Raw genomic sequence first — 26,335 nt, 5'->3', positions numbered from 1 at the left:
GGACGGTCGTACGTAGATGAGCCGCCGCGCCGGGTCCGCCGGCCCCCGCACTCTCGCCTTCGTGGAGAGTCCGGTCCAACTGCTGAACGTGCTGGAGTGGGCGCACGCGCACGCGCGCCCGCCCGAGCACGACCAGGCGCCGCCCGGCGCGGGGCTCACCCTCGTCGTCCTCTCCCCGATCGACCCCATGACCCGCGGCCAGCTGCGCCGTATGTCCGAACTCGCCCGCGAGGAGGGCCACGCGGTCCGCTGGGAGGAGGCGCGGGGTGGTGCGATGGCCCCGTTCCACACCATCGGCGGCCTGGCCGGGATGTTGCGGCGGGCCGAACGGATCGTCCTGGGCGACCCGTTCTCCCGCTACGTCCAGCTGCTCCTGACGATCACCAGGGCCCGCGACCTCGTCGTCGTCGACGACGGCACCGCGACCATGGAGTTCGTCGCCCAACTCGCCGGTGGCGAACGCCTGGTCCGCTGGCACCGCAAGGGGGGCCGCCCCGGCCCCCGCGACCTGCTCTTCGCGCCGGTGTCGTCGGTGGCCCGCCGGCGGCTGACGCCGAACGGGAGCCGCCGGGTGGAGATCTTCTCCTCCATGCCGATGGAGGAGACACCGGAGGGCGTCACGGTCACCGCGCACACCTTCGCCTGGACCCGCTCCCGCTTCGGCCCGCCCCGCCTCACCAAGGGCGCCGACCTGGTCGGCACCTCGCTGGTGGAGACCGGGGTGGTGGACGCCGACCACTACCTGGAGGCCGTCCGCTCGCTGGCCAGGACCCACGGGGCGACCCGCTACTTCGCGCACCGCCGCGAGAGCACCGAGAAACTGCACCGGCTGGCCGTGGAGACCGGCCTGGAGATCGTCCGCCCCGACCTTCCGCTGGAGCTGATCGCCCGGCGCGGCCCGGTCGGCCGGACGATCCTGAGCTTCCCCTCGACCGTCGTCCACACCCTGCCCCTCGCCCTGGCCGGCACGGAGGTACGCGTCGCGGTCTGCGACATCGACCCCGCCTGGCTCACCGAGCACGCCTCACCCCGGGCCCAGGGCTTCCTGTCCGGCGTGACGGGAACGGCCAAGGACGTCCACCGGCTGCCGTCGGTGAGCGGCGCGGTGTAGCCCGCGGGGACGGGCACCCCGAGGAGCGCAGCGCGCGGCTCGGAAGGCGCTCCCCTCGCCGACGCGGCCGACGCGAGGCCCCGAAGGACGCCGCCCGGCTGTCAGAGGGGCTTCCTCGCCAGCACGAAGGCGCGCGGGCGGGTCTCCTCCTCGTACGGCTCACGCAGCATCCGGGCCTGGAGGCGGAGGCCGGCCTTCTCCAGGTGGTGCGCCACGGTCCCCGGCGTACGCCAGTGGTAGTCGAGCGAGACCACCTCGCCGAAGCGCTCGGCCAGGTGCAGCCGGCCCTCCTCGTCCCCGGACTGGAAGACGAGCAGGACGTGCCCGCCCGGCACCAGGACCCGGTGGAACTCGGCGAACATCCCGGGCAACTCCTCGTCCGGCACATGGATGATCGAGTACAGGGCGCAGATCCCGCCGAGCGTCCCGTCCGGCAGATCCAGCGAGGTCAGGGAACCCACGTGGAAGCGCAGCCCGGGATGGGCCCGGCGGGCCAGCTCCACCAGCCGGGGCGACACATCCACGCCGAAGACCGGCAGCCCGAGCGCGTGCAGCCGCGCGGTGACATGGCCGGGCCCGCTGCCGAGGTCGGCGACAGGGGCCGGACCGGTCTCGCGCACCAGCTCGACGAAGGCCGTGACCAGGGCGGACTCCAGCGGTCTGGTCCCGAGCCCGTCGGGGTGGCGCGCGCTGTAGGCGTCGGCGATGGCGTCGTACGAGCTGCGGGCGGCCTGTATGAACCCGGGGTCCTGTGCACTCACGCTGCCGCACCCTAGAGCACCGGCCGCGGGGGAAGAGTCCCGACAGGTGAACAGATCGGCCTCTTCCGGGCGCGGCGTGGTATCCGTGGAGGAAGGGGTCGGGTGCCTCACGGCAGTCACCCGGTCGCAAAGTCGGCCGAGTGTACCCACCCCGAACGGTACATATGCGTCCGGCGATCAGATTTTCTTCCCCTATCGGGTTGAACTTTTGTTGATCGAGGGTCAGTTGACCACCCGGGCGTCCTACCCTTCAGAGGGTGAAGCAATTGATGTCGCTAGAGTCCGAGGCCGACGCCGCCGGGGAAGCCGCGCTTCCCGGTGTGCTGCCCGAGGCGCTCCGTGCCGAGCTCGTCGCCTTCCGCCGTGACCTGCACATGCACCCGGAGCTCGGCAACCAGGAGTTCCGCACCACCGCGGCGATCAAGGAACGGCTCGAAAAGGCCGGCTTGAAGCCGCGCGTGCTCGCCGTCGGCACCGGGCTCGTCTGTGACATCGGCGAGTGGGACGAGGGGCGGCCCGTGCTCGCCCTGCGCGCCGACATCGACGGCCTGCCCATCCCCGACACCAAGACCGAGTGCGCCTACCGCTCCACCGTGCCGGACCGCGCGCACGCCTGCGGCCACGACGTGCACACCACCGTGGTGCTGGGCGCCGGGCTGGTCCTCGCCGACCTGCACCGGCGCGGGCTGCTGCCCCGGCCCGTGCGGCTGATCTTCCAGCCCGCCGAGGAGGTGCTGCCCGGCGGTGCCGCCGACGCCATCGACTGCGGCGTGCTCGAAGGCGTCGGCCGGATGATGGCCGTGCACTGCGACCCCCGGGTCGACGCCGGGAAGATCGGGCTGCGTACCGGCGCCATCACCTCCGCCTGCGACCGCCTGGAGATCTCCCTCGGCGGCCCCGGCGGCCACACCGCGCGGCCCCACCTGACGACCGACCTCGTGACGGCCGCCGCCCGCGTCGTCGTCGACGTGCCCGCGCTGGTCGCCCGCCGCGTCGACACCCGCGCCGGACTGGCCGTGACCTGGGGCCGCATCGAGTCGGGCCACGCCCCGAACGTGATCCCGCAGCACGCCGAGCTCTCCGGGACCGTGCGGTGCCTGGACATCGACGCCTGGAAGCAGGCCCCGGACATCGTGGTCGCCGCGATCGACGAGGTCGCCAACCTGCACCGCGCCAAGTCGGAGATCAACTACGTGCGCGGTGTCCCGCCGGTCGTCAACGACCCGGACGTCACCGAGCTGGTCCGGGACGCCATGATCGCCCGCCGGGGCGTCGAGTCGGTCGAGAGCACCGAGCAGAGCCTGGGCGGCGAGGACTTCTCCTGGTACCTCCAGCACGTCCCCGGCGCCATGGCCCGCCTGGGCGTCCGCACCCCCGGCGAGCGCACGGTCCGTGACCTCCACCAGGGCGACTTCGACGCCGACGAGTCGGCGATCGCGGTCGGCGTGGAACTCTTCACGGCCGCCGCCCTGATCGACGCCGGACGCTAGGGCCCGGCACCCCGGGCCGCTCCGTTCGATATCAGGGTGTGACCCCCGCTCCGGTTGCGGCCGGGGCGGGGTGGGGGGAGTCTGGGCGCGTGTTCCAAAGTGTCCCGCGTGCACCCTTTGGTCCGGTGGTTCACCAGGACGTAACCGGCCATCGGCACGAATGGATAACGGCCAGCCGAAACCCCGTTCCCAGGAGTGTCTACGCGCGTTACTCTGCGCCGAACTGAGCACCCACTGCGGGGCTTTGGAGAATGGGGAACTTCAGATGCGTCGGATATCCAGCCTGACCCGCGTCGCGGTGGGGGTCGCGTCGCTCGCGCTCGCCTCATCCGCCTGCGGCGGCACCAGCACCGACAGCGGCAGCAGCGACAGCAGCGAGTCGAAGGGCAGCCTCGGGCTGGCCCTCGCGTACGACATCGGCGGCAAGGGCGACCAGTCCTTCAACGACGCCGCGTACGCCGGCCTCGAAAAGGCGAAGAAGGAGTTCGGCTACAAGACGGCCGACCTGGAGCCCACCGAGGGCGAGACCGACGCCGACAAGGAACAGCGGCTGTCCTCGCTGGCCAAGCAGGGCTACAACCCGGTCGTCGGCGTCGGCTTCGCCTACGGCCCGGCGATGGAGGCGGTGGCCAAGAAGTACCCGGACACCACCTTCGGCATCGTCGACTCCGTCGTCGCGGGCGACAACGTCGCCTCCCTCGTCTTCGCCGAGCAGGAGGCCTCCTACCTCGCCGGTGTCGCCGCGGCCAAGGCCACCAAGACCAACACCGTCGGCTTCGTGGGCGGCGTCGACATCCCGCTGATCCACAAGTTCGAGGCCGGTTACAAGCAGGGCGTCGAGGACACCAGCGGCGGCAAGGTCAAGGTCATCTCGCAGTATCTGACGCAGACCGCGGAGGAGGGCGGCTTCTCCAGCCCCGACAAGGGCAAGGCCGCCGCCGAGGGCCAGATCGAGAAGAAGGCCGACGTCGTCTACCAGGCGGCCGGTCTCTCCGGTCAGGGCGTCATCGAGGCCGCCGCCAAGGCAAAGGTCTGGGCGATCGGTGTCGACTCCGACCAGTACGAGCAGGCCGCCCTGGCGTCGTACAAGAGCTACATCCTGACCTCCGCGCTCAAGGACGTAGGCGGTGCGGTGTACTCGCTGGCCAAGTCCGTGGAGGAGGGCAAGCCGCTGACCGGCACCCAGACCTTCGACCTGAAGGTGAACGGCGTCGGCCTGGCCGAGAGCAACCCGGAGTTCGCGAAGATCTCGGGCCTGTCCGCGGCCGTGGCCAAGGCCAAGGCGGCGATCATCGACGGCACCATCAAGGTCAAGACCGAGTAGTCACGCCGAGCGGTCCGCCCGAACGGGCGAAACCGCACCGAACGGTATGAAGCGCAACGAAGCGGGCGGGCGCCCAGGAGTGCCCGCCCGCTTCGGCATGGTCGGCGCCGGTCACCGGCTGCCACGCTCCGTTTGCGGTCGGCAAGCCCGCGAGTAAAGGGGCCGTCGAGTTGGCCACGGCCGCATAACAAGGTGGACAGAAGGGGTTTTCAGGCAGGTCTACGCGCGTTAATCTGCGGCGAAGCCCAGCGCCGTAAGCCGAACAGACCGGCGCCGTACGACAGGAGCACCACACATGCGCCGGATTTCCCGGATCACGGTCGCAGGCGCAGCGACCGCCTCCCTGGCCCTCGCTCTCGCCGCCTGCGGCGGTACCTCGACCTCCAGCTCGTCCTCGGAGTCGAAGGGCGACAAGGGTCTCGCCATCGCGTACGACGTCGGCGGCAAGGGCGACCAGTCCTTCAACGACGCCGCGTACGCGGGCCTGGAGGAGGCGAAGAAGGAGTTCGGCTACACCACGGCCGACCTGGAGCCCACCGAGGGCGAGACCGACGCCGACAAGCAGCAGCGTCTGGAGTCGCTCGCCAAGCAGGGCTACGACCCGGTCATCGGCATCGGCTACGCGTACGCGCCGGCCGTCAAGGAGGCCGCGGCCAAGTTCCCGGACACCACCTTCGGCATCGTCGACGACTCCACCGTCGAGGCGAAGAACGTGGCGGACCTGGTCTTCTCCGAGGAGGAGGCCTCCTACCTCGCCGGTGTCGCCGCGGCCAAGAGCACCAAGACGGACGTCGTCGGCTTCGTGGGCGGCGTGGACATCCCGCTGATCCACAAGTTCCAGGCGGGCTTCGAGCAGGGTGTCAAGGACACCGACTCCAAGGTCAAGGTGCTCTCGCAGTACCTGACGCAGACCGCGGAGGAGGGTGGCTTCTCCAGTCCTGACAAGGGCAAGACGGCCGCCGAGGGCCAGATCGAGAAGAAGGCCGACGTGGTGTACGCGGCGGCCGGTCTCTCCGGTCAGGGCGTCATCGAGGCCGCCGCCGCGAACAAGGTCTGGGCGATCGGTGTCGACTCCGACCAGTACCAGCAGGAAGCCCTCGGGAAGTACAAGGACTCGATCCTCACCTCGGCGATGAAGGACGTCGCCAAGGCGGTGTACAACCTGGCGAAGTCGGTCGAGGACGGCAAGCCCGAGACCGGTATCGTCAGGGGCGATCTGAAGACCGGCGAGGTCGGTCTGTCGAACTCCAACCCGAAGTTCGCGGACAACACCGAGCTCCAGGACGCTGTCAAGACGGCCAAGGAGAAGATCATCAGCGGCGAGATCAAGGTCAAGAGCAGCTGAAGAAACACACCCTGAGCAGCGTGTAACCGCGGGGTTACGTCCGCTCAACGGGGTACGGGGAGGCTGTCTCCCCGTACCCCGTTGTCAGCGGTGCGTCGGCCCCTTTCGATGCCGTAGGGGCGCTACGCGCGTAGACGACCCCCTTCCACAGGAGAGCGCCATCAACGCGTCCAGCAGCCCTCCGGCCGACGCGGCGGTCAACGGTCAGGTGACCGCCGTCGAACTCGCCGGGATTACCAAGCGTTTCCCGGGCGTCGTGGCCAACCACGACATCCACCTCACCGTCCGCAAGGGCACCGTCCACGCCCTCGTCGGCGAGAACGGGGCCGGCAAGTCGACGCTGATGAAGATCCTCTACGGCATGCAGAAGCCGGACGAGGGCACCATCGCGATCGACGGCGAGCAGGTCGCCTTCTCCTCCCCGGCCGACGCCATCGTCCGCGGCATCGGCATGGTCCACCAGCACTTCATGCTGGCCGACAACCTCACGGTGCTCGAAAACGTCGTCCTCGGCAGCGAGAAGCTGTACGGCATCGGCGGCAGGGCCCGCCGCAAGATCAAGGACCTCTCCGAGCGCTACGGCCTCGACGTACGCCCCGACGTCCTGGTCGAGGAACTCGGTGTCGCCGCCCGCCAGCGCGTGGAGATCCTCAAGGTCCTCTACCGCGGCGCCCGCACCCTGATCCTCGACGAGCCGACAGCCGTGCTCGTACCGCAGGAGGTGGACGCGCTCTTCGCCAACCTCCGCGAACTCAGGGCCGAGGGACTGTCGGTCATCTTCATCTCGCACAAGCTGGGCGAGGTCCTCTCCGTCGCCGACGAGATCACCGTCATCCGCCGCGGCACCACCGTCGGCACCGCGGTCCCCGCCGAGACCACCCCGCGCCAGCTCGCCGAGATGATGGTCGGCAGCGAACTGCCCACCCCCGAGACCGCCGAGTCCACGGTCACCGACCGCCCGGTCATCACCGTCGACCGGCTGCGCCTGGAGGCGCCCGGCGGCAAGGCCCTCCTCGACGACATCACCTTCACCATCCACGAGGGCGAGATCCTCGGCATCGCCGGCGTCGAGGGCAACGGCCAGACCGAACTGGTCGACGCGCTCATCGGCCTCAAGGGCGCCGACTCCGGCACGATCAGGCTGATCGACGAGGAGATCACCGGCTGGCCCACCCGCAAGCGCCGCGAGCAGGGCATCGGCTACATCCCCGAGGACCGGCACCGCCACGGCCTGCTCCTGGAGGCCCCCCTCTGGGAGAACCGCATCCTCGGCCATGTCACCGAGAAGCCCAACGCCAAGGGCGTCTGGCTGGACCCGAAGGCCGCGCAGGAGGACACCCGCCGGATCGTCGCGGAGTACGACGTCCGCACCCCCGGCATCGACGTCACCGCCGCCTCCCTCTCCGGCGGCAACCAGCAGAAGCTGATCGTCGGCCGCGAGATGACCCACAAGCCGCGCTTCCTGATCGCCGCCCACCCCACCCGGGGTGTGGACGTCGGCGCCCAGGCCGCGATCTGGGACCACATCCGCGAGGCCCGCCGCGAGGGACTCGCCGTCCTGCTGATCTCCGCCGACCTCGACGAGCTGATCGGCCTGTCCGACACCCTCCGCGTGATCTACAACGGCGAGCTGGTCGCCGACGCCGACCCCGCCACCATCACCCCGGAGGAACTCGGCTCGGCCATGACCGGCGCCGCCACCGGTCACCTGGAGAACGAGGAACTCGCGGAGCAGCTCGAAGAGGCAGAGCAGCTGCAAGCAGAGCAGCTCGAAGCAGAGGCAGCGCTCGAAGAGCACGCCGAGAACCCGGCAGACACCCCCGAGACTCCCGAGACCCGCACGTCTCCGAAGTCTCCGGAAGACGAGGCCCGCTGATGAAGAAGTTCGACAGGGAGCGCGTGCTCCTCGCGGTGGCCGGACCGGTCATCGCGCTCGCCGTGGCCTTCGTGCTCAGCGCGATCGTGCTGATCGCCTCGGGCAAGAGCCCGGTCGAGCCGTTCGCGATCATGTTCGAGCAGGCCACGTTCTCCGACATCCAGGTCCTGATCATCAACCAGGCCTCGATGTACTACATCGCGGCGCTGGCGGTGGCCATCGGCTTCCGGATGAACCTGTTCAACATCGGCGTCGACGGCCAGTACCAGCTCGCCGCCATGATGGCCGCCGTCGTCGGCGCCCACGCCAACCTCCCGGCCGTCCTGCAGATCCCGCTGCTCCTCCTCACCGCCGTCCTCACCGGCGCCTTCTGGTCCGGCATCGCCGGTGTCCTCAAGGTCACCCGCGGGGTCAGCGAGGTCGTCGCGACGATCATGCTGAACGCCATCGCGAGCTCCGTCATCGCCTACCTGTGGCTGCCCAGCGTCTTCGGCGTCAAGGTCGGCAACAACAGCACCACCGGCGAGATGCACGCGTCCGGCTGGGTGCCCGGCATCAACATGGGCGACGCCGGTGAGATCTACGGCCTGGTGATCCTCGCCGTGCTGCTCGGCATCGGCTACTGGGTCGTCCTCAACCGCACCCGCTTCGGCTTCGACCTGCGCGCCTCCGGCGCCTCCGAGTCCGCCGCGGCGGCCAGCGGCGTCGACCCCAAGCGCATGGTGCTGACCGCGATGCTGCTCTCCGGCGGTCTCGCCGGTCTCGCCGGTCTGCCGATCCTGCTCGGCGACGCGCACACCTACAACCTGAACTTCCCGACCGGCATCGGCTTCCTCGGCATCGGCATCGCCCTGCTCGGCCGCAACAGCCCGGTCGGCATCGCCTTCGCCGCCCTGCTGTGGGCCTGGCTCGACAAGGCCTCGCCCGAACTGGACTTCCACGACTACGACAAGGAGATCGCGGTCATCATGCAGGGCCTGATCGTCCTCTCCGTGGTCGTCTCCTACGAGGCCGTACGCGAGTGGGGCCTGCGCCGTCAGCAGCGCCGGGTGGGCGCGGAACTCGCCGCGGGTCATGTCATCGGTGCCACCGCCGACACCAACGTCAAGAAGGAGGTGGCCGGCCGATGACCACCGTGACCGACCTCAACCAGCCCACGCTGCAGCCCGCGGCGCCGACCGGCCGCCGGATGTCCCTCCAGGTGCTGCTGCTGGTCATCGCCGGCGCCCTGGCGCTGACCTCGCTCGTGCGCATCATCACCGGCGCCGACGGCATCACCAACGTCAGCCAGATGTCCACCGCGCTCCAACTGGCCGTCCCCATCGGCCTCGCCGGTCTCGGCGGGCTGTGGGCCGAGCGGGCGGGCGTCGTCAACATCGGCCTCGAAGGCATGATGGTTCTCGGCACCTGGTTCGGTGCCTGGGCCGGCTTCCAGTGGGGCCCCTGGACGGGCGTCCTGGTCGGCATCCTCGGCGGCGCGATCGGCGGCCTGCTGCACGCGATCGTCACCGTCACCTTCAACGTCAACCACATCGTCTCCGGTGTGGCCATCAACATCCTCGCCCTCGGCGCCACCCGCTACCTCGCCCCGCTCGCCTTCGAGGGCCACCAGGGCGGCTCGGCCAAGCAGTCCCCGCCGGTGGACTCCCTCGGCCACTTCACCGTGCCGGGACTGTCGGACGCGCTGACCGACCTGAACGCCAAGGGCTGGTTCTTCCTCTCCGACATCGCCGGCCTGCTCGGCGGCCTGGTCACCAACGTGTCCTGGCTGACCCTGATCGCCGTCGCGCTGATCCCCGGCACCTGGTGGGTCCTGTGGCGGACCGCCTTCGGGCTGCGGCTGCGGTCCTGCGGCGAGAACCCGGTCGCGGCCGAGTCCCTCGGCGTCAACGTCTACAAGTACAAGTACCTCGCCGTGATCATCTCCGGCGGCCTGGCCGGCCTCGGCGGTGTCTTCCTCGCCATCGTCGCCAACCCCTTCTACCTGGAGGGCCAGACCAGCGGTCGCGGCTACATCGGCCTCGCCGCGATGATCTTCGGCAACTGGATGCCGGGCGGACTCGCCATCGGCGCCGGCCTGTTCGGCTACACCGACAGCCTCAACCTGCGCGGCGGCTCCGAGAACGTCCACGCGCTGCTGCTGCTCGGCGCCCTGCTGCTGCTCATCGGCGCCGTCTGGATCGCGCTCCGCAAGAAGTACGTCCAGGCCGCGATCACCTTCGTCGTCGGCGCCCTGGTGTTCGCCTGGTACGCGGGCACCAACGAGGTTCCCAACCAGGTCGTCTCCGCGACGCCGTACGTCATCACGCTCGTCGTGCTCGCCCTGTCCGCCCAGCGCCTGAGGATGCCGAAGGCGGACGGCATGCCGTACCGGAAGGGGCAGGGCAAGTGACCTCCCCCGCCGAGGTCGACTGGGAGCGGCTGCGCGCGGTTGCCCGGGACGCCATGTCGCGGGCGTACGCCCCGTACTCCGGCTACCCGGTCGGCGTGGCGGCCCTGGTCGACGACGGGCGGACGGTCTCCGGCTGCAACGTCGAGAACGCCTCGTACGGCCTCGGCCTGTGCGCCGAGTGCGGACTGGTCTCGGAGCTGCACAACACCGGCGGCGGCCGGCTGACGCACTTCACCTGCGTCGACGGCCACGGCGAGATCCTCGTCCCGTGCGGCCGCTGCCGTCAGCTGCTGTACGAGTTCGGCGGCCCCGACCTGATCCTGGAGACCCCGGACGGCGTCCTGCCGCTCTCCGAGATGCTGCCGCAGGCCTTCGGGCCGGGGCATCTCACCAAGTAACTCCCGTGCGGCCCCTCAGAGTTGCCCACTTCGGCCACTCGGGGGGCCGCGCGGTTTCCGCATGCTTTTCGGAAGGAAGCCAAGCCATGGCGTTGTTGTCGATGGATGTCATCTCCGTGATCCGCACCAAGCGGGACCGCGGTGAACTCAGCGACGAGCAGATCGACTGGGTCATCGACGCGTACACCCGCGGGGAGGTCGCCGACGAGCAGATGTCCGCGCTCGCGATGGCCATCCTCCTCAACGGCATGAACCGCCGGGAGATCGCCCGCTGGACGGCCGCGATGATCGCCTCCGGCGAGCGCATGGAGTTCTCGGCGCTCTCCCGCCCCACCGCGGACAAGCACTCCACCGGCGGTGTCGGCGACAAGATCACCCTGCCGCTCGCCCCGCTGGTCGCGGCCTGCGGCGCGGCCGTCCCCCAGCTGTCGGGCCGCGGCCTCGGCCACACCGGCGGCACCCTCGACAAACTGGAGTCGATCCCCGGCTGGCGGGCCCTGCTCTCCAACGAGGAGATGCTGTCCGTGCTCGACGGGACGGGCGCGGTGATCTGCGCGGCGGGCGACGGCCTGGCCCCCGCCGACAAGAAGCTCTACGCCCTGCGGGACGTCACCGGCACGGTCGAGGCGATCCCGCTGATCGCCTCCTCGATCATGTCGAAGAAGATCGCCGAGGGCACCGGCTCCCTGGTCCTGGACGTGAAGGTCGGCACCGGCGCCTTCATGAAGACCATCGAGGACGCCCGCGAACTGGCCTCCACGATGGTGGGTCTGGGCACCGACCACGGAGTGAGGACGGTCGCCCTCCTCACCGACATGTCCACCCCCCTCGGCCGCACGGCGGGCAACGCCCTCGAAGTCCGCGAGTCGGTGGAGGTCCTGGCGGGCGGCGGCCCCGCCGACGTCGTGGAACTGACCCTGGCCCTGGCCCGCGAGATGCTCGACGCGGCCGGCGTGAAGGACGCCGACCCGGCCAAGGCCCTCGCCGACGGCTCCGCCATGGACGTCTGGCGCCGCATGATCGCGGCCCAGGGCGGTGACCCGGACGCCGCCCTGCCGGTGGCCCGCGAACAGCACGTCGTCAAGGCCCCCGCCTCCGGCGTCCTCACCCGTCTCGACGCCTACGGCATCGGCGTCGCCGCCTGGCGCCTGGGCGCCGGCCGCGCCCGCAAGGAGGACCCGGTGCAGGCGGGCGCGGGCGTCGAGATGCACGCCAAGCCCGGCGACACGGTCACCGAGGGCCAGCCCCTGCTGACCCTCCACACGGACACCCCCGACCGCTTCGCGTACGCCCTCCAGTCGGTCGAGGGCTCCTACGACATCGCGGCGCCGGGCACGGACTTCACGGCCTCGCCGGTGGTACGGGAGCGCATCGCCTGACCCGGACGCTCCTCATCCGTGTGAACGGGACCGGCAGACCCGCGCCGGTCCCGTTCGCCGTGCCCGGCGCAGGCGGCGGTCAGCCCAGTACCGCCGCGATCACCACCAGCACCGGCACCGCCAGCACCGTCGACACCAGGATCGAGTCCCGCGCCAGCCGCTCGCCGACCCCGTAACTCGACGCGTACGCGTACAGGTTCTGCGCGGCCGGCAGGGCCGACGTCACCACCACGTCGAGCAGCGGGGCGCCGCGCAGGCCGAAGACCCCCGCCGCCAGCGCCCAGGCCGCCGCGGGCTGGCCCACCGCCTTCAACGCCACCGACAGCAGGACGAGCCCACGGTCGGGACCCCGGCCCGGCATCGCGCTGCCGCACAGGGAGATACCGAAGGCGAGCAGGACCGCCGGGACGGACATGTTGCCGATCAGGGTGAGCGGGTCCATGACCGGCGCCGGGATCCGCAGCCCGCTCGCCGACACCACGACCCCGGCCAGCGAACCCACCGCGATCGGATTGCGCAACGGCGTCAGCAGCCGCCGCCACAGCGGACCCTTCCCACCCGGGCCCGACAGGTCCAGGACCGTCAGCGCGACCGGGGTGAGGACGAGGAGCTGGAACAGCAGGACCGGCGCCACCAGCGAGGCGTCCCCCAGCACGTACACGGCGATCGGGATGCCGAGGTTGCCCGAGTTGACGTAGCTGGAACACAGCGCGCCGATCGTCGTACGGCCGATTCCCCAGCCACGGGCAACCCCCACCGTGACGAACACGCCCGCTGCCGCCGCCGTGCTCAGCGCGGTCACCAGCAGACGGCTGGAGAAGATCACCGACAGGTCGGTCCGGGCCAGCGTGGTGAACAGCAGGGCCGGCGAGGCCACGTGGAACGCCAGCTTGGTCAGCACCTCACGGCCGTGCTCCCCGAGATGACCGGCCCGCCCGATCGCGTAACCGACGCCGATCACGACGGCGATCACCGCGAAGCCCGTCAGCACTCCCTGCACGGGGCCTCCTCAGACGTGAGGAAGACGTGCGGTGTCCAGGGCGGCGTCGATATGTGGGGCATACAGGCAACCCTCCGGGGAAGGAGGGCGGCAGGTCAATGTGATCCCGGTCGGCGGACCGCAGGGGAGGACGCCGGACGCGATGAGTTACGCCCGCCCCACCGGTCTACCGCTCGTGGACGCCATGACACCCGCTGTACTCACGCTGGCCGGCCCCGTCACCAAGGACGAGGTGACCGGGCTGTGCGACGACGTACGGGCGCTGCTGGAGAACGGTGGGGCCCGGACAGTGGTGTGCGATGTCGGAGGGCTCGGACCACCGGGCCTCGGCACCGTCGACCTGCTCGCGCGGTTGGAGCTCACCGCCCGGCGGGCCGGGGGCCGGATCCGGCTGCGCGACCCCGACCCGGCCCTACACGCCCTCCTCGACCTGGTCGGCCTCCGCTTCGAGACGGAGCGGCAGCCCGAACAGCGGGAACCAGCGCTGGGTGTCGAGGAAGCAGTGGAACCCGGTGATCCGCCCCTCTGAGATCTCCAGAACCTGCACCGCCCACGAGGTGAAACCGCCCGACTCCGGGTCCGGCTTGTACTGCGCGAAGCCCGGCAGGCCGTTGACCTGCACCGGCACCAGACGCGAGCCCGCGCAGGGCGCGCCGAGCGTCGTCATGAAGCCGGTGATGTCCGAGGTGCCGGTCAGCCACAGGTCGAACGGCGGCATCGTCATGATGGCGTCCTCGTGCAGCAGGGCCGTCAGCGCCGCCATGTCATAGCCCTCGAAGGCCGCCACATAGCGGTCCAGGAGCTTCTGCTGCTCGTCGTCCAGCGGGTCCGAGACGGCAGCGTCCGCGCCGCGCTGCTCCCGCTCGGCGAGCGTCGCCCGGGCCCGCTGCAACGCGCTGTTGACCGAGGCGACCGAGGTGTCGAGCAGCTCGGCGACCTCGCTCGCCTTCCACGCCAGCACCTCGCGCAGGATCAGCACCGCGCGCTGCTTGGCGGGCAGCTGCTGGAGCGCGGCCATGAACGCGAGCCGCACCGACTCCTTGGCGACGGCCGCCTCCGCGGGGTCCTCGGTCGTGGGCAGCACGCGGGCGTCCGGCATCGGCTCCAGCCAGGTGTGGTCCGGGCGCGGGGAGAGCGCGGCCTGCGCGAGGGGCGTGGAGTCCGTCAGGTCCATCGGCCGGGCGCGTTTGTTGCCGGCCGTCAGCATGTCCAGGCAGACGTTCGTCGCGATGCGGTAGAGCCAGGAGCGGAGGCTGGAGCGGCCCTCGAACTTCTCGTAGCTCCGCCAGGCCCGGACCATGGTGTCCTGCACCGCGTCCTCGGCCTCGAAGGAGGAGCCGAGCATCCGATAGCAGTAGCCCGTCAGCTCGGTCCGGTGTTTCTCCAGCCGGACATCGAGATCCGTTGTCAATGTGTCGCTCATCGTCCACCCACCCCTGTGGCCGTTCCTGCCCGCACGCCTCATTGCGCCCAGCACGTTCGAAGCTATCGCAGGGCACTGACAATGGCGTGCCGAGTGGATGAACGCCCCCACCGCCCCTTCCCGTCCCGACCCGGGGGCCAGCCCCCGGACCCTCGCTCCTCAAACGCCGGAGGGGCTGATTCCAGCCCGTCCGGCGTTTGAGGACGAGGCCCTTTCGGGGCCGAAGCGGGGGTCTGGGGGCGGCAGCCCCCAGGGACGGGACGGGAAAGGGCGGCGGGGGCGAGGAACGTCAGTGGGCCGGCAGGAGCTCTCGTCGTGCGGCGACTCGCGCCGCCCTCGTGCCGAGGACCGTGATCGCCACGACGCCGAACACCGCCAGCAGGCCGACACCCACCGTGCCGCCCCAGCCCCCCGCGTGGAACGCCACCGCCCCGACCGTACTGCCCGCGCTGGACCCGATGTAGTACGCCGACTGGTACAGCGCCGACGCCTGCGCCCGCCCCTTCGTCGCCGTCTTGCTGACCGCGGACGAGGCGACCGCGTGCCCCGCGAAGAAGCCCCCGGTGATCAGGACCAGGCCCAGCAGGACCAGTGGGAGGGAACCGGACAGGGACACCAGCAGACCCGTCGCCGTCGTACCGCCCGCCGCGTACAGCGCACCGCGCCGGCCGAGGCGGCCCACCAGCCGTCCGGCCGTGGACGCCGACACCGTACCCACCAGGTAGACGAGGAAGACCGAGCCGATGATGCCCTGGGGCAGGCCGAACGGGGCCTCGGTCAGGCGGTAGCCGATCACCGTGTAGACGCCGCCGAACACCGTCATGAACAGGGCGCCGATCGCGTACAGCCGCCGCAGCAGCGGGTCGGCGAGGTGGTCGCGGACCGTGCGGGCCAGCACCCGCGGCCGGAGCGAACCGGGCGCGAAGTGCTTCGGGGCGGGCAGCAGCAGCCGGAAGGCCACCGCGCAGGCCACCGCGAGCGCACCGATCACCCCGACGGCGACCCGCCAGCCCCACTCCTGCGCGACCCAGCCGGTGATGACCCGGCCGCTCATCCCGCCGACACTGTTGCCCGCGACGAAGAGACCGATCGCGGTGACCAGCGCCTTCGGCGTGACCTCCTCCGCGAGATAGGCCGTCGCCGAGGCCGGCAGCCCGGCCAGCGCCGCGCCCTGGACCGCGCGCAGCGCGACCAGCCAGGTCAGCGAGGGTGCGAAGGGGACCAGCAGCCCGACGGTCACCGCGACCGCCAGCGAGGCCGTCATCACCGTACGGCGGCCGAAGCGCTCCGACAGGGCGCTCATCGGCAGCACGAACAGCGCCAGCCCACCGGTCGCCGCCGCCACCGTCCAGCTCGCCTCGCTCGCCGCCACCCCGAGGTCGCCGGAGATCAGCGGCAGCAGGGCCTGGGTGGAGTAGAGGAGGGCGAAGGTCGCGACCCCGGCGAGGAAGAGGGCGAAGCTCATCCGGCGGTAACCGGGACCGCCCGGGACCATACGGGTGTCGGCGACGGGGGCGGGGGAGGTGGCGTCCAGAACGGTGGACGCCCCGGTACTTGCGGGAGACATGCTTCGAAAGTACGGACGCGTCCGGTGATCCGTCCAATGCATGGAATCGCCATAATCGTTCCCATGAAGCATCAGCAGAGGTCACACGCTCGCCTGTCACCGTCCGGTGACACAGAAGACATGGTGATGTTGCTGGCGCCCCGCCTCGCGTACTTCGCCGGCGTCGCCCGCACCGAGCACGTCACGCGCGCCGCGCAGGAGATGCAGGTCCCGCAGTCCACCCTGTCCCGGGCGATGGTCCGGCTCGAACAGGACCTGGGCGTCGACCTGTTCGCCCGCCGCGGCCGTACGGTCTCCCTCACGCCCGCCGGCCGCACCTTCCTCGGCTCCGTCGAACGGGCCCTCGCCGAGATCGGACGCGCCGCCGACGAGGTCCGCGCCGACGCCGACCCGGCCACCGGCAAGGTCGCCTTCGGCTTCCTGCACACCATGGGCGCCGAGACCGTCCCGGGCCTCCTGCACGCCTTCCGCGCCGACCATCCCCGGGTCCGCTTCAGCCTCGTCCAGAACTACGGCGAGGCGATGATCGAGCGGCTGCGCGCGGGCGAACTGGATCTCTGCCTCACCTCTCCCGTCCCGGACGCCCCCGACCTCGTCGCCCTCCGCCTCGACGAACAGAAGCTGCGCCTGGTCGTCCCGGCCGACCACCGGCTCGCCGCCCGCCGGCGTATCCGCCTCGCCGAGGCCGCCGACGACACCTTCGTCACCCTGGAACCCGGTTACGGCCTGCGCCGCATCACCGACGACCTCTGCGAGGAGGCCGGTTTCAGGCCCCGGATCGCCTTCGAGGGGGAGGAGGCGGAGACCCTGCGCGGCCTGGTGGCGGCGGGCCTCGGGGTTGCCCTGCTGCCCCCACCAGCCGTGCCCCGCCCGGGAGTCGTGGAACTGACGGTCACCGCCCCGCGCGCGGCCCGCGAGATCGGCGTGGCCTGGCTCGACGGCCACCCGGACACACCCCCGGTCGCCGCGTTCAAGAAGTTCCTGCTGTCGAGACGGGGGAACCTGCTGCCGGGCTGAACGCCAGAGCAGGCCCGGAGCAGGCCCAGGGCAGCCCCAGAGCGGGTGAGGCCCAGAACCGGCGCAGAACCGGCCCAGAGGCCCGACCCGCGGGCCGACGGCCTCGCCGCCCCGCTGACGAGCGCGCCACAACTCCCGTCAGCCACCTGATCGTTCTGCGCGCCCGACCGGGTCGGCCGGAGGCCACCACGGCACCGGCCCCCCGACCCCGAGGACCCATCGACCCCCGACTCCGAAGGCTCACCGCCCCCTGACTCCGAGGACCCTCCGCCCCCAAGGACCCACCGCCCCCGACCCCGAGGACCCACCGCCCCCAGACCCCGAGGGCTCGCCGCCCCCTTGACTCCGAGGACCCTCCGACCGCCCGCCCCCGGGGCTCACCGACCCCCGACCCCGAGGGCTCGCCGCCCCCAGGCCCCGGAACCTCACCGCCGCAGCGACCGCCCGAACCCGGACGCGAGCGGCATCCGCAGTCCCAGCGGCGGTGGCGCCGCCAGTGCGTCGCGGACCGGACGGGAGAGCACCTGGCCGAACAGGGTCCCCATCACGAAGTCCTCGGTCAGCGCGTGGACTTCGGCCCGGTGCTGCTGCAACCCGTGGCCGTCGGAGTGCACTTCGAAGCGGCACACGTCCCGGTTGGCCTTCTTCGCCCGCACCGCCAGCCGGAACGACAGCTCGGGATCCGTGCGTTCGTCGTTCGTGCCGTGTACGAGCAGCACCTGGCGGCCGACGAGCTGCTTCACCGGTTCGGGGGAGGCGGCCACGTCGTCCTCCGGCAGCCAGGGCGCGAGCGCCACCACGGAGTTGACGGCCTCGTGCCCGCTCGCCCGCATCGCCGCGCGGGCGCCCATGTCGACCCCGGCGAGACAGACGGGGACGTCGCCGTAGCGCCGAACCGTCTCCTCGACCGCCCAGGACGCGTCGTGGGCCAGATGCGCCTCGCTGCCGTTCCAGCCGCGATAGCGGTAGTGGACGACATGCGCGGCCAGCCCCTCCCCCCGGCCCGCGCGGGCCAGTCGCCGTCCCAACGCCCTTACGGACGCGGTCGCCATCATCGATGAGGGCCTGCGGCTGGAGACCTCGTCGCCACCGGGGAGCAGCAGCACCACCCCGCTCACCGCCGTCGGCTCCGGCCCCAGTGCCCGTCCCAGCCGGGCCGTGCGAACCGGCGTCGCTTGCTGTGCCATGACAGAACAGTCTCAGAAGCCCGGGTGTACGCCACCGGTCCGGGCGGTCACCGTTACGTATCGACGATTTCGTACAGCGAGCGATCTACGCGCGTAGGCGTTAGAGTGCGGAAATGACGAGCCAGACTGCCCCGATGGGAAACACCCCGAGCTCGGACCAGATCCGCCGGGCGCCCAAGGTTCTGCTGCACGATCACCTCGACGGCGGGCTGCGGCCCGGCACGGTCGTCGACCTCGCCCGGGAGACCGGGTACGCCCAACTCCCGGAGACCGACCCGGACAAGCTCGGCGTCTGGTTCCGGGAGGCCGCCGACTCCGGTTCCCTGGAGCGGTACCTGGAGACCTTCTCGCACACCGTCGGCGTGATGCAGACCCGGGACGCGCTGTTCCGGGTCGCCGCCGAGTGCGCCGAGGACCTCGCCGAGGACGGTGTCGTGTACGCCGAGGTGCGGTACGCGCCCGAGCAGCACCTGAGCGCGGGGCTGAGCCTCGAAGAGGTCGTCGAGGCCGTCAACGAGGGCTTCCGGGAAGGGGAGCGGCGGGCCAGGGAGAACGGCCACCGTATTCGCGTCGGCGCCCTGCTCACCGCCATGCGGCACGCCGCTCGCGCTCTGGAGATCGCCGAACTCGCCAACCGGTACCGCGACCAGGGCGTCGCCGGGTTCGACATCGCGGGCGCCGAGGCCGGCTTCCCGCCCACCCGGCACCTCGACGCCTTCGAGTACCTCAAGCGCGAGAACAACCACTTCACCATCCACGCCGGCGAGGCCTTCGGGCTGCCGTCCATCTGGCAGGCCCTCCAGTGGTGCGGCGCCGACCGGCTCGGCCACGGGGTGCGCATCATCGACGACATCCAGGTCGAGGAGGACGGCTCGGTGAAGCTCGGGCGGCTCGCCTCGTACGTCCGGGACAAGCGCGTCCCGCTGGAACTGTGTCCCAGCTCCAACCTCCAGACGGGGGCCGCGTCCTCGTACGCCGAGCACCCGATCGGACTGCTGCGCCGGCTGCACTTCAGGGCGACCGTGAACACGGACAACCGCCTGATGTCCGGCACCAGCATGAGCCGGGAATTCGAGCACCTTGTCGAGGCGTTCGGTTATACGCTCGACGACATGCAGTGGTTCTCCGTCAATGCGATGAAATCAGCGTTCATTCCTTTCGATGAACGACTCGCGATGATCAATGACGTCGTGAAGCCCGGATATGCCGAGCTGAAATCCGAATGGCTGTTCAAGCAAGCCGCCTCCACCAGCGGTTCTGTGGCTACGGACGGCTGATCCGGCGAAATCCGGTGTCCCGGAATGCGGGCGGGTTTTCACCATCCGTCCGCATTTCGATGTTTGCGGCGGGCGGCTTTGCGTGTTTACGGTCGTGGACCGCTCACATCCCCGCATCCCATTCAAGGACGCATTTCATGAAGCAGTCTGCTGTCAAGACCCTCGGTGTCGCCGCTCTCGGTGCTGCCTTCGCCGCCGCCGGTGCGGGTGCCGCGAACGCCGCCCCGGCCGTCCCGGACGCCACCCAGGCCCTGGGCGGTCTCACCCGGACGCTGCCGGCGGAGAACGTCACCAAGGCGCTGCCGGGGGCCGGCGAGGCGCTGTCCCAGGCGCAGCCGGCGCTCACCACGAGCGTGGCCGCCGCGCAGCCGGTCGCGCAGAAGGTGCTCGCCGAGGGCCCGACCGCCCCGGTCGCCGGCCTCCTCGGCGGACTGCCCATCGGCGGCGCCGGCCTGCCCACCCACGGTCTGCCCGTGAACGGGATCCCGCTCGGCTGACCCGCACCGCCTCCGAACGCGCCGGTGGGGCGCACCCCTTGGACACGGGGTGCGCCCCACCGGCATGCGGTGCGGCCGACTACCAGGCCGTGCGCGCGGCCTTGCCCTCGGACGGGAACAGGATCCACAGCGCGATGTAGAGCAGGAACTGAGGGCCCGGCAGCAGACAGGACACCACGAAGATCACGCGCATCGTGGTCGCGGAGGTGCCGAAGCGCCGAGCCAGCGCTGCGCACACTCCGCCGATCATGCGGCCGTTGGTGGGGCGGGCAAGGCGGTTCATTGCGGCTCCTTCGTGAGCTACGGCGGAGGCGGCCCGTGCGGCTGCCTCATCTGCCCTCAACGGTACGGAGACGAAGGGGGCAAAGCGTCGCTCCACGGTGCGATCCCGACCCTGGGAATCGTCGGGGTCCGACCCTGAGACGCCTCCTCCGGACGGACGGAGCGCCGCAGGACGCGCTCCGCCCTGCGGCGGATCCCGGTACGGGCCACGGGCACCAGGGCCGCGTGCGCGAGCGCCACACCCACCGTGTTCAGGAGCAGCGAGTCGATGTCGACGACCTGTCCGGGCACGCTGGTCTGGAGCAGCTCGATGCCCAGGGAGATCAGGGCGCCGGCCGCCATCGTGCGGAGCAGCGAGGCGAGCGGGGAGACGGTGAGCCTGCCGTGCGCCATCGGGAGCAGCACGCCGAGCGGGGCCAGCAGCGCGAGCCCCTCGGCGATCCGCCGGAGGGCCTCCTGCCAGCCGAGCGCGACATCCGCCCGGATGCCGGCCAGCGGATGCAGGTTGGGCGGCAACACCCAGGGGACGTCGAGCGGACGCAGCGTGAACCAGGCGACGAACGCGAGATGTGCGACGAGGAGGACACCTCCCGTCACACGGATGCGGATCGCGGCGCTGCCGCCGATGGAGCCTTGACGCTGCACGACCCCCTAGACGCGGCCTCCGGCACGAACGGTTCCGGGAAACCGCCCCACACCACAGTGAGGCGTCCGCCACACGGCCCCCTCTCGGGGCCTCAGGCGCCCGCCACGACGCCGGACGGCGGCTCCGAGCTGCCCGGCCGGGAGCGGACCTCGTCCGTGCACTCGTAGCGGCGCAGGAGCCCGTTCCCGGGGCCGCCGACGATGACGGAGCCGTCGCCCTCCGCCGCCGCCGAGTCGGAGAAGGTGCACACGAGCTGGGCGAGGGAGTACGAGGTGAGGTCGCCGGGCGAGGTGCTCAGGCGCAGCGCGTCCTCGGGGTCCCCGCGGCGCGGCCCGCTCACCGTCATCCCGCCGCGCACGTCGGTGGTGTACCCGGCCTCCTTCTCCGCGGCCGAGGGCGTCGCGGCGAGCTCGTCCAGCAGCCCCTGGGCCACCAGCACGCGCCGCTCGGAGTCCGCCGTACCGTCCGGCACCCGTACGGTCCGGTCGACGGCCACCAGCGAGGAACCGCACAGCAGGAACACCTGGACGGGCAGCCCGAGCGAGGTCTGGGTCGAGACGTCCGGCTCGGACAGCGCACAGCGCACCCGGGAGGGCGCGGGACCGAAGTCGGTCGGCACCTCGGTGGCCCGGATCCCGCACCCGGTGAGCAGCGCGGCGAGCACGGGGAGCGCCAACAGGCGTCGTACGTTCATCAGGCGTTCCCCTTGGCCTTCGCGGCGGTCTTCGCCTCGTCCCGCTCGTCCCGCTCCTCCATGAGCGCCGAGGCGTCCCGGGGCAGCCGCAGGGTGAACACCGCGCCGCCCTCGGGGGAGTTCGCCGCGGTGATCTCGCCGCCGTGGATGTGGGCGTTCTCCAGGGCGATGGACAGGCCCAGACCGCTGCCCTCGGAGCGCGGCCGGGAGGCGCTGGCCTTGTAGAAGCGGTCGAAGACGTGCGGCAGGACGTCCTCGGGGATGCCGGGTCCGTGGTCCCGCACCCGGATGACGACCTCCCCACCCGCCTCGTCGCACTCCCGCACCGCGACCCGCACCGGCGAACCCCCGTGCTTGAGGGCGTTGCCGACCAGGTTCGCCATGATGACGTCCAGGCGGCGCGGGTCGAGACGGGCGTGGATGCCCCGCTCGGCGTCCAGGTCCACCGCGTCCAGCCAGGCCCGCGCGTCCATGCACGCGGTGAGCTGGTCGACGACGTCCACGTCGTCCAGGACCAGCCGGGCCGTACCCGCGTCGAAGCGGGTGACCTCCATCAGGTTCTCGACGAGGTCGTTGAGCCGGCGGGTCTCGCTGACCACGAGCCGGACCGCCGGGTCGACCATCGGGTCGATGCCGCCCGACTCCAGCTCGTCCTCCAGCACTTCGGACACGGCGGTGATGGCGGTGAGCGGCGTCCGCAGCTCGTGCGACATGTCCGCCACGAACCGCCGGGACGCGTTCTCCCGCGCGGTCATGTCGTCCACCCGCTTCTCCAGCGCCTCGGCCGTCTTGTTGAACGTCCGGGACAGATCGGCGAGTTCATCGGTCCCCGACACCCGCAGCCGGGTGTCCAGACGCCCCTCCCCGAGCCGCCGGGCCGCGACCCCGAGCCGGTGCACCGGCTTCAGCACGGTGGTGGCGGCGGCCTGCGCGAGCAGCGCGGACCCGATCAGCGCCAGGCCGGTGGCGATACCGAGCGACCAGGCAAGGGAGTTGAGGTCCTTCTCCTCGGGCTCCAGCGACTTGAGCATGTAGCCGCTCTGGCCGCCGTCGATCACCTTCGAGCCGGCCACCAGATAGGGGGTGCCGTCGGTGACGACCCGCTGCCAGTACAGGTGGTACGCGTACTTGTTGGTCGAGTCGACCTGCTGCTCCTTGTTCACCGCCTTGCGCAGGGAGACGGGCACGTCCTGGAGCGAGAAGCCGTTGAGCGCGCCGGAACTGCCGTACACCGCCTTGCCGTTCCCGTCCTCGGCGACCAGCAGCACGCTGAAGCGCTGACTGCTGTTCGCCATCTGGCCGGCGGTGTGCTGCAGTTCGTCCTGGGTGGGGTTGGCCGGGAGCGCGCCCGCGCGGTTCTGCATCTCCTGCTCGAAGTCGCGCAGCACCGCGTCCTGGGTGCGGGTGAGCACCGCCTCGCGGTTGAGCCAGTAGGCGATGCCGGACGCGGACACGGCGGTGGTCAGCGCCACCAGCCCGAAGACGAGGACCAGTCGCAGTCGCAGGCTGGTGAAGCGCAGCCGTGACCAGGTTCCCTTGCGGGCCGCGGTCCAGCCGCCGAGCCCTCCTTGCGCTGGGGTCACTGAGGACTGTCCAGCCGATAACCCACGCCTCGCACGGTCCGGATGAGGGTCGGGGAGGACGGCACGTCCTCCACCTTGGCGCGCAGCCGCTGCACACAGGCGTCCACCAGCCGCGAGTCGCCCAGGTAGTCGTGCTCCCACACCAGCCGCAGCAACTGCTGCCGGGACAGGGCCTGTCCGGGCCGCCGGCTCAGTTCCAGCAGCAGGCGCAGCTCGGTCGGGGTGAGCTGGAGGTCCTCGCCGTTCTTGGTCACGGTCATGGCGGCGCGGTCGATGACCAGCGAGCCGAACGCGGCCGAATCGTTCGACTCCCGCTCACCGCGCCGCAGCACGGCCCGGATCCGGGCGTCGAGCACCCGTCCCTGGACCGGCTTGACGACATAGTCGTCGGCGCCGGACTCCAGCCCGACCACCACGTCGATGTCGTCGCTGCGCGCGGTCAGCAGAATGATCGGCAGCTGGTCGGTGCGCCGGATGCGCCGGCACACCTCGAACCCGTCGATACCGGGCAGCATCACGTCCAGCACGATCAGATCCGGCCGCTGTTCGCGCAACAGCTTCAGACCGTCCTCGCCGGTGGCAGCGGTGGCAACCCGGTGACCCTGGCGCGTCAGAGACAGTTCCAGGGCCGTACGGATGGCGTCGTCGTCCTCGATCAGCAACAGGGAAGGCACGGGGCTCATTCTGGCCCATGGCGGGGTGGGGCTGCGACACCTGTATTTCTCCGGCCCCGAACCTGTATTTCTACGCGCCGGTAGCTCTCTTGTCTGTGTGGGGGTTGTGCCCCGCCTGGGGGCGGCATCCGAGACGGGCCCTGTGACAGGTCTGTGACAGTCGGCGGACAAGGCCATGAAGTGGCCCCGGCAAGCTTTTGGTCACAGGCAAGGAAGCAAGGCGAAACACCGGAAGTCCACGACGGGGGGCGCGAGATGAACACGCTGCACGGCAACAGCTCCAGCGCGGTGATCACGCGTCTTCACGACGTGAACGGGGGCCGGGGTTCTGAGAAGTCCGGCGCCGTGAGCGGGCGGGGGTGCGCTCGCGGCGCCGGGCGTCAGCACACCGCGTACATGACGGTGGTTGACGGCTTCACGGGGGAAGCGGCACACGGGGGAAGCGCGTACAGGGAGGACACGGGGGAGCGTCGTTCGCTGTCGGAGGCGGAGTTCACCGCCTACGTCCAGGAGCGCCGCGCCTCCCTGTACGCAACCGCCTATCACCTGACCGGCGACCGCTTCGAGGCCGAGGACCTGCTGCAGAGCGCACTGTTCTCGACCTACCGGGCGTGGGAGCGGATCAGTGACAAGGCCGCGGTCGGGGGCTACCTCCGCCGCACCATGACCAATCTGCACATCAGCGCGTGGCGCCGCCGCAAGCTGAACGAGTACCCGACCGAGGAACTGCCGGAGACGCCCGGCGACACGGACGCGATGCGTGGCACGGAGTTGCGCGCGGTCCTGTGGCAGGCGCTCGCCCGGCTGCCCGAACTCCAGCGCACCATGCTGGTCCTCCGTTACTACGAGGGCCGCACGGACCCGGAGATCGCGGAGATCCTCGACATCAGTGTCGGCACGGTGAAGTCCAGCATCTGGCGCTCTCTGCGCCGGCTGCGCGAGGACGAGGTCCTCAGCTTCGGCCGTGACGAGGAGAACGCCTTCGGGGAGCTCGTCGCCTGAAGGTTCGGGGGGGGAAGCAGGAAACGGGGGGAGCAGTACCGGGGGAAGCGGTAACCCGGGGGGAGCAGTGACCCGGGGGGGAAGCTGTATCCGGGGGATCGACGGGGGTCACCGGGGGACCAACGGGGGAAACACGGGGGAGCACGAAGGAGCGGGGCTGGAGGGCCGGGGGGTCCGTCCAGTCCCGCTTTCGTGTGCGCGTGTGCGCTCAGACGGTCGGGGTGGCCGCCGGACGGCGGCCCACCGCGGCCGCGGCGAGCCGGCCGAGAGCCTCGTCCCGGTCGCAGGGGTGGGCGCCGAGGGCGGTCTGACGGCTGACGATCGAGCGCTCCTGACGCATCAGACGCCAGCCGCGACGGAGCAGGAAGGGCACGGACTTGCGTCCCTCCCGCAGATCGCGCAGGAAGCGGCGGCGGAAGGTCCGCAGCGGGCCGCGGTTCAGACACAGGGCGTCGCCCAGCACCCCCAGCTCCCGGCAGCGGGTGACGATCTCCGCGGCGAAGATGCCCTCCGCGATGTACAACGGGGTCCGCCCCACGTCGACGGAGCTCTCGCCGGTACGGGCGCTCAGCGCGATGTCGTAGACGGGCACCTTCGTACGGCCCGTGCGGCACAGGTCCAGGATCGCGGCGATCGCGGTGTCCGCGTCCCACGAGTCCGGGTGGTCCCAGTCGATGTCCGAGCTCCCGGCCACCTGCGGCAGCGTCGGGTCGTCACCCTCTTTGTAGAAGTCGTCGAGCCGCAGCACGGGTAGCCCGGAACGGGCGGCGACGAGGGATTTGCCCGAGCCCGAGGGGCCGCAGAGCAGCACGACACGGGCGGATGGCGGGGGAAGGGTGCTCACGGGACACCAGTTTGACGCATTCCGTACGCCGTGCCGACCCCGCGGGTCGGCTTTGATGCGCGCATCACACCTCAACTACCCTTCGTGTCGACCCGCTTACCCTGTGCTGTAGAAGGTGGCAGAAACGATGGCCCGACACCTGTCCTCCCCGAACCCGACCGCCCAGCGTGCCCTGGTCGCCCTCGCGACCGCGGGCGTGGCCCTGGGCGCGGGCGCGGCGGCGGCCTCCGCGGACACCGACCCGGTCGTCGACGCGTTGCGCACCCGGCCCACCTCACTGGGCAACGTCGACCCGCAGGCCGGCCTCCAGGCCGTCACCGGCACCGTCGGTTATGTCACCGGCCCGGTCGCGGGCCTCAAGCCCAACCCGCTCGCCGGTACCGGCGTCGACCCCCTCGACAACGGCGTCGGCACCCAGCTCGCCGACTTCCAGCCGGTCGCCTCGCAGATGCTGACGGCTCCCGTCGCGCAGGCGCAGTCGATCGGGAGCATGCCGGTGGTGGGGCAGGTGATGGGGACGCTGGGGGGTTGAGGCGCGGGGGCCGTCCGGGGAACTGCCGACCGTT

General features: G+C 71.1%; 26 protein-coding genes. 15 read left to right on the top strand and 11 right to left on the bottom strand.

Going from position 1 to position 26,335, the window contains the following annotated elements:
- Positions 1-16 precede the first annotated feature (16 nt).
- Positions 17-1,111, top strand: coding sequence for a hypothetical protein (locus ACZ5VD_RS36455; RefSeq protein WP_468547457.1), 1,095 nt, complete (start codon positions 17-19; stop codon positions 1,109-1,111).
- A 101-nt stretch (positions 1,112-1,212) separates the two neighbouring features.
- Here ACZ5VD_RS36455 and ACZ5VD_RS36450 read toward each other — a convergent pair whose 3' ends face one another.
- Positions 1,213-1,872, bottom strand: a complete 660-nt coding sequence (locus ACZ5VD_RS36450) for a class I SAM-dependent DNA methyltransferase (RefSeq protein WP_468684755.1) — start codon at positions 1,870-1,872, stop codon at positions 1,213-1,215.
- A gap of 269 nt (positions 1,873-2,141) precedes the next feature.
- Between ACZ5VD_RS36450 and ACZ5VD_RS36445 the strand changes: the two genes are divergently transcribed.
- From ACZ5VD_RS36445 to ACZ5VD_RS36410, 8 genes are all read left to right on the top strand, one after another.
- Positions 2,142-3,362 (top strand): M20 family metallopeptidase, encoded by a 1,221-nt coding sequence (locus tag ACZ5VD_RS36445; protein WP_468684752.1) that lies wholly within the window; start codon positions 2,142-2,144, stop codon positions 3,360-3,362.
- A 265-nt stretch (positions 3,363-3,627) separates the two neighbouring features.
- On the top strand, positions 3,628-4,686 hold the full coding sequence (locus ACZ5VD_RS36440) for a BMP family lipoprotein (RefSeq protein WP_468547454.1): 1,059 nt from the start codon (positions 3,628-3,630) through the stop codon (positions 4,684-4,686).
- 295 nt (positions 4,687-4,981) lie between these two features.
- Positions 4,982-6,031: a BMP family lipoprotein gene (locus tag ACZ5VD_RS36435; RefSeq protein ID WP_468547453.1), complete on the top strand. Its 1,050-nt coding sequence runs from the start codon at positions 4,982-4,984 to the stop codon at positions 6,029-6,031.
- A 208-nt stretch (positions 6,032-6,239) separates the two neighbouring features.
- Complete coding sequence (locus tag ACZ5VD_RS36430; protein ID WP_468547452.1) at positions 6,240-7,907, top strand: ABC transporter ATP-binding protein; 1,668 nt, start codon at positions 6,240-6,242, stop codon at positions 7,905-7,907.
- A complete protein-coding gene (locus ACZ5VD_RS36425; protein ID WP_468547451.1) occupies positions 7,907-9,037 on the top strand; it encodes an ABC transporter permease in 1,131 nt (376 codons plus the stop codon). Before ACZ5VD_RS36430 ends, ACZ5VD_RS36425 begins: the two co-directional genes overlap by 1 nt.
- Positions 9,034-10,299, top strand: a complete 1,266-nt coding sequence (locus tag ACZ5VD_RS36420; protein ID WP_468547450.1) for an ABC transporter permease — start codon at positions 9,034-9,036, stop codon at positions 10,297-10,299. The genes ACZ5VD_RS36425 and ACZ5VD_RS36420 overlap by 4 nt, the downstream gene beginning before the upstream one ends.
- A complete protein-coding gene (locus tag ACZ5VD_RS36415) occupies positions 10,296-10,697 on the top strand; it encodes a cytidine deaminase (protein ID WP_468547449.1) in 402 nt (133 codons plus the stop codon). Before ACZ5VD_RS36420 ends, ACZ5VD_RS36415 begins: the two co-directional genes overlap by 4 nt.
- Positions 10,698-10,798: 101 nt before the next feature.
- Entirely contained in the window at positions 10,799-12,076 is a 1,278-nt protein-coding gene (locus ACZ5VD_RS36410; protein WP_468547832.1) for a thymidine phosphorylase, read from the top strand.
- A 79-nt stretch (positions 12,077-12,155) separates the two neighbouring features.
- Here ACZ5VD_RS36410 and ACZ5VD_RS36405 read toward each other — a convergent pair whose 3' ends face one another.
- A complete protein-coding gene (locus ACZ5VD_RS36405) occupies positions 12,156-13,076 on the bottom strand; it encodes an AEC family transporter (RefSeq protein ID WP_468547448.1) in 921 nt (306 codons plus the stop codon).
- Between the two features lie 142 nt (positions 13,077-13,218).
- On the opposite strand from ACZ5VD_RS36405, the gene ACZ5VD_RS36400 reads away from it, so the two are divergent.
- Positions 13,219-13,605, top strand: coding sequence for an STAS domain-containing protein (locus tag ACZ5VD_RS36400; RefSeq protein WP_468547447.1), 387 nt, complete (start codon positions 13,219-13,221; stop codon positions 13,603-13,605).
- Here ACZ5VD_RS36400 and ACZ5VD_RS36395 read toward each other — a convergent pair.
- Complete coding sequence (locus tag ACZ5VD_RS36395) at positions 13,489-14,499, bottom strand: sigma-70 family RNA polymerase sigma factor (RefSeq protein WP_468547446.1); 1,011 nt, start codon at positions 14,497-14,499, stop codon at positions 13,489-13,491. The two genes, ACZ5VD_RS36400 and ACZ5VD_RS36395, sit on opposite strands and share 117 nt — an antisense overlap.
- Positions 14,500-14,788: 289 nt before the next feature.
- Complete coding sequence (locus ACZ5VD_RS36390) at positions 14,789-16,066, bottom strand: MFS transporter (protein WP_468547445.1); 1,278 nt, start codon at positions 16,064-16,066, stop codon at positions 14,789-14,791.
- A gap of 63 nt (positions 16,067-16,129) precedes the next feature.
- Between ACZ5VD_RS36390 and ACZ5VD_RS36385 the strand changes: the two genes are divergently transcribed.
- Positions 16,130-17,083: a LysR family transcriptional regulator gene (locus ACZ5VD_RS36385; RefSeq protein ID WP_468547444.1), complete on the top strand. Its 954-nt coding sequence runs from the start codon at positions 16,130-16,132 to the stop codon at positions 17,081-17,083.
- A gap of 425 nt (positions 17,084-17,508) precedes the next feature.
- Here the strand turns inward: ACZ5VD_RS36385 and ACZ5VD_RS36380 are convergent, their stop codons facing one another.
- Positions 17,509-18,270: an alpha/beta hydrolase gene (locus ACZ5VD_RS36380; RefSeq protein WP_468547443.1), complete on the bottom strand. Its 762-nt coding sequence runs from the start codon at positions 18,268-18,270 to the stop codon at positions 17,509-17,511.
- Between the two features lie 113 nt (positions 18,271-18,383).
- On the opposite strand from ACZ5VD_RS36380, the gene ACZ5VD_RS36375 reads away from it, so the two are divergent.
- Together ACZ5VD_RS36375 and ACZ5VD_RS36370 are read left to right on the top strand one after the other, a co-directional pair.
- On the top strand, positions 18,384-19,547 hold the full coding sequence (locus ACZ5VD_RS36375) for an adenosine deaminase (protein ID WP_468684751.1): 1,164 nt from the start codon (positions 18,384-18,386) through the stop codon (positions 19,545-19,547).
- 137 nt (positions 19,548-19,684) lie between these two features.
- Positions 19,685-20,044, top strand: a complete 360-nt coding sequence (locus tag ACZ5VD_RS36370; RefSeq protein WP_468547441.1) for an ATP-binding protein — start codon at positions 19,685-19,687, stop codon at positions 20,042-20,044.
- 79 nt (positions 20,045-20,123) lie between these two features.
- Here ACZ5VD_RS36370 and ACZ5VD_RS36365 read toward each other — a convergent pair whose 3' ends face one another.
- The 5 genes from ACZ5VD_RS36365 to afsQ1 form a co-directional block, all read right to left on the bottom strand.
- Positions 20,124-20,327: a PspC domain-containing protein gene (locus tag ACZ5VD_RS36365; protein ID WP_468547440.1), complete on the bottom strand. Its 204-nt coding sequence runs from the start codon at positions 20,325-20,327 to the stop codon at positions 20,124-20,126.
- A 56-nt stretch (positions 20,328-20,383) separates the two neighbouring features.
- Entirely contained in the window at positions 20,384-20,971 is a 588-nt protein-coding gene (locus ACZ5VD_RS36360) for a VanZ family protein (protein ID WP_468547439.1), read from the bottom strand.
- Between the two features lie 92 nt (positions 20,972-21,063).
- Positions 21,064-21,666: a hypothetical protein gene (locus ACZ5VD_RS36355; protein ID WP_468547438.1), complete on the bottom strand. Its 603-nt coding sequence runs from the start codon at positions 21,664-21,666 to the stop codon at positions 21,064-21,066.
- The gene (locus ACZ5VD_RS36350; protein ID WP_468684749.1) at positions 21,666-23,249 is read right to left on the bottom strand and encodes an ATP-binding protein; all 1,584 of its coding nucleotides are present in this window, start codon (positions 23,247-23,249) and stop codon (positions 21,666-21,668) included. The genes ACZ5VD_RS36355 and ACZ5VD_RS36350 overlap by 1 nt, the downstream gene beginning before the upstream one ends.
- Positions 23,246-23,923: a two-component system response regulator AfsQ1 gene (afsQ1, locus tag ACZ5VD_RS36345; protein WP_468547436.1), complete on the bottom strand. Its 678-nt coding sequence runs from the start codon at positions 23,921-23,923 to the stop codon at positions 23,246-23,248. Before afsQ1 ends, ACZ5VD_RS36350 begins: the two co-directional genes overlap by 4 nt.
- Positions 23,924-24,178: 255 nt before the next feature.
- Between afsQ1 and ACZ5VD_RS36340 the strand changes: the two genes are divergently transcribed.
- On the top strand, positions 24,179-24,925 hold the full coding sequence (locus ACZ5VD_RS36340; RefSeq protein WP_468547435.1) for a SigE family RNA polymerase sigma factor: 747 nt from the start codon (positions 24,179-24,181) through the stop codon (positions 24,923-24,925).
- 208 nt (positions 24,926-25,133) lie between these two features.
- Here the strand turns inward: ACZ5VD_RS36340 and ACZ5VD_RS36335 are convergent, their stop codons facing one another.
- Entirely contained in the window at positions 25,134-25,769 is a 636-nt protein-coding gene (locus ACZ5VD_RS36335) for a uridine kinase family protein (protein ID WP_468547434.1), read from the bottom strand.
- A gap of 127 nt (positions 25,770-25,896) precedes the next feature.
- Between ACZ5VD_RS36335 and ACZ5VD_RS36330 the strand changes: the two genes are divergently transcribed.
- Complete coding sequence (locus ACZ5VD_RS36330; RefSeq protein WP_468547433.1) at positions 25,897-26,301, top strand: hypothetical protein; 405 nt, start codon at positions 25,897-25,899, stop codon at positions 26,299-26,301.
- Positions 26,302-26,335: the final 34 nt, after the last annotated feature.

It is taken from the genome of Streptomyces sp. NPDC032822, from assembly GCF_055578825.1.
This window is presented reverse-complemented; position numbering and strand designations above follow the sequence as displayed.